This window comes from Verrucosispora sp. FIM060022 (assembly GCF_003977705.1).
In the GTDB taxonomy this organism is placed as follows: Bacteria; Actinomycetota; Actinomycetes; order Mycobacteriales; family Micromonosporaceae; genus Micromonospora; species Micromonospora gifhornensis.
Genome location: NZ_RQIV01000025.1, coordinates 1 through 3,414, shown reverse-complemented (window position 1 = coordinate 3,414; position 3,414 = coordinate 1). Strand labels below are relative to the sequence as shown.

General features: G+C 73.6%; 1 protein-coding gene. It reads left to right on the top strand.

Annotation, left to right across the window (positions count from 1 at the left end):
- Positions 1-89 precede the first annotated feature (89 nt).
- Positions 90-3,414: SDR family NAD(P)-dependent oxidoreductase (locus EG812_RS28965; protein ID WP_233579707.1), on the top strand; the 3,325-nt coding region annotated here is incomplete at its 3' end.

Sequence of the window (3,414 nt, the reverse complement as noted above, 5' to 3'; positions counted from 1 at the left end):
AGTTGTCTTTCGGGCGGCCGGTGGTGTCGGCGGTGTCGACGGTGACGGGGGAGCCGGTGACGTCGCAGTGGTCGGATCCGGAGTATTGGGTGGGGCAGGTCCGTTCCACCGTCCGATTCCACGACGCGATCCGCACCGCCCACCGGCTCGGCGCCCGCACGCTACTCGAGATCGGACCCGACGCCGTACTCAGCGGCCTGGCCGCCGACACCCTCACCACCATCCCCACCCTGCGCCGCGACCAACCCGAACCGGACGCCGTGCGCACCGCGGCCGCCACGCTCTGGGCAACCGGCGCAGCCATCGACCGGCCCGCCATCCTCGCCGACACCGGAACCCGCCGCCATGCCCTGCCGACCTACCCATTCCAGCGCCGCCGCTACTGGATGCATCCGGCCAGTGCCGTCGACGCCGGTCTGCGGCCCGCAGGGCACCCGCTGCTCACCGCGGCCGTCACCCTCGCCGCCGGCGACACGACCGTGTTCACCGGCGAACTGTCCACCACCACCCAGCCGTGGCTTGCCGACCACCGCCTCCACGGCACCGTCGTGCTTCCCGGCGTCGCCCTGACCGATCTGCTCGCCACCGTCGGCGCCCGCACCGGGCACCCCCATCTGGTCGACCTCGTCACGACCACACCCGTCACCCTGCCCGGTGACCAACCGCTCGACCTGCAGGTCACCGTCACCGGCCACGACGACGGCCGCTGCACCGCAGAGGTGTTCACCCGCCCCGCCGCCACCGACGACACCCCCTGGCAGCGCCACGCCACCGCCGTACTGAACGACACCCCGCCCGACGAGCACCCGGACACCCGCGTCCCGGCCGCCGCCACCGAGATCGACCTCGATGACCTGTACGACCGGCTGACCGAGCACGGCTACGACTACGGCCCGCAGTTCCGCGGCCTGCAACGCCTGCACCGCCACGGCGACGACCTGTACGCGGAGATCACCGGTCCCGACAACACCGGGTTCACCGTGCACCCGGCGCTGCTCGACGCCGCGCTGCACCCCCTGCTGCCCGGCGTCGCCGCCGACAGCCCGGCCCGGCTGCCGTTCGCCTGGGCCGGCGTGCACCTGGCCGGAACCCGGGCGACCATCCTGCGCGCCCGGATCACCCCACTCGGGCCGGAATCCGTCCGCCTCACCGTCACCGACGACACCGGCGACCCGGTCGCCACCGTCCGTCAACTCACCCTGCGCCCGGCCGATCCGGATCAGTTCCGCCCCTCCGACACCGACCTGCGCTATCGGCCGCAGTGGCAGCCACACCCGGCGCCCGGCCACGCTCCGGCGGCGAATGCGGACGGCACCGCCCCGCCGGACGTCCTGATCGTCCGGGTGGCCGCAACCGGCCCGGGTTCGCCGGCCACCCGGGCCCGCACCGCCGTGCACGACACCCTCGCCGTGCTCCGCGACCACCTGACCGGCGAACCCGGTCCCCGCCTCGTCGTCGTCCCGCCCGCCGACGACCGGCTCACCGCCGCTGCCGTCGCCGGCCTGGTCCGCAGCGCCCGCACCGAGAATCCCGGCCGTGTCGTGTTCGTCGACACCGACGACACCGACGCCTCCCGGACCGCCCTGCTGCGCGAGGCCCTCGGCGACGAACCCGACCTGCGCATCCGCGATGGTGAGGTGCTGGTGCCCCGGCTCGTCCCGGCCGGACCGGCACCGCAGACGACCCCGGACTGGGGTGACGGCACGGTACTGATCACCGGCGGCACCGGCGCCCTGGGCGCCGCCCTGGCCCGCCACCTGGCCACCCGGCACGGCGTCCGCGACCTGCTGCTGGTCAGCCGCACCGGCCCGGAGGCGCCCGGCGTCGCCGACCTCACCACGGAACTGACCGGGCTGGGCGCGCGCGTGCACGTCGCCGCCTGCGACGTCACCGACCGCACCGCCCTGGCCAGCCTGCTGGACCGGCATCCCGCGCTCACCGCCGTGGTGCACGCGGCCGGCATCAGCCGCGACGGCGTCCTTGCCTCACTGACCGCGGACCAGGTCGACGAGGTCCTCGCCGCGAAGGCCGACGCCGCCTGGAATCTGCACGAGCTGACCGCCGACAGGCCGCTCACCGCGTTCGTCCTCTACTCGTCGATCGCCGGGCTGGTCGGCCCCGCCGGACAGGCCGCCTACGCCGCCGGCAACGCCTTCCTCGACGAACTGGCCCGACACCGGCAGGCCGCCGGACTGCCCGCCACCTCCATCGCCTGGGGACTGTGGCAGGACGGCGGCACCATGTCCGCCACCCTGACCGACACCGACCTCTCCCGCATCGCCCGCCTCGGCCTGCGCCCCATCGACACCGCCGACGCGATGACCGCCCTGGACGCCGCCGTCGCCAGCACCGACCCGGTGCTCGCCGTGACCGCCGTCGACCCGACTCTGCTACGCACCTCCACCGACGTACCCGCCGTCCTGCACAGCCTGGCACCCGGCCGGCGAGCGCCCCGCCGCGACCGGGGTCCGGCGTCGATCCGCCGGATCGCCGCGATGAACCCGCCCGACCGTGACCGCGCCCTCGCCAACCTGGTCCGCACCCACGCCGCCGCCGTCCTCGGCCACGACGACCCGGCCGCCATCGACCTCGACCGCACCGTCTCCGACCTGGGCTTCGACTCGCTCACCGGGGTGGAACTGCGTAACCGGCTGGCCACCGCCACCGGCCTCACCCTGCCCGCCACCCTGATCTTCGACCACCCCACCCCGGCTGCCCTGGCCGAACACCTGGCCAGCCGACTCACCGACACCGCACCCGCCGCCGAGCAGACCGTGGCTCCGGTCGTGGTGGCTGATGAGGATCCGGTGGTGATCGTCGGGATGGGGTGTCGTTTTCCTGGGGGTGTGTCGTCGGCGGAGGAGTTGTGGGACCTGGTGGTGGCCGAGAAGGACGCGGTGGGCCCGTTTCCGGTGAATCGGGGTTGGCCTGCTGATCTGGTGGATCCGGATCCGGAGGCGGTGGGTAAGTCGTATGCGGGTGAGGGTGGGTTTCTGTACGACGCGGATCTGTTTGATGCGGAGTTCTTCGGGATGTCGCCGCGGGAGGCGTTGGCGACTGATCCGCAGCAGCGGTTGTTGTTGGAGGTGGCGTGGGAGACGTTCGAGCAGGCGGGGATCGACCCACGGTCGTTGCGGGGTAGTGACACAGGTGTCTTCTGCGGCGTCATGTACCACGACTACGGCTCCGGACCCGGCACCCTGCCCGCCGAGGTCGAAGGCTACCTGGCCGGCGGCACCATGGGCAGCGTCGCCTCCGGCCGCCTCGCCTACGTGTACGGCCTCAACGGCCCGACCCTGACCGTCGACACCGCCTGCTCGTCGTCGCTGGTCGCCCTGCATCTGGCGGTCAGCGCTCTGCGTCGGGGCGAGTGCTCCGCCGCCCTGGTCGGCGGGGTGACGGTGATGGCCACCC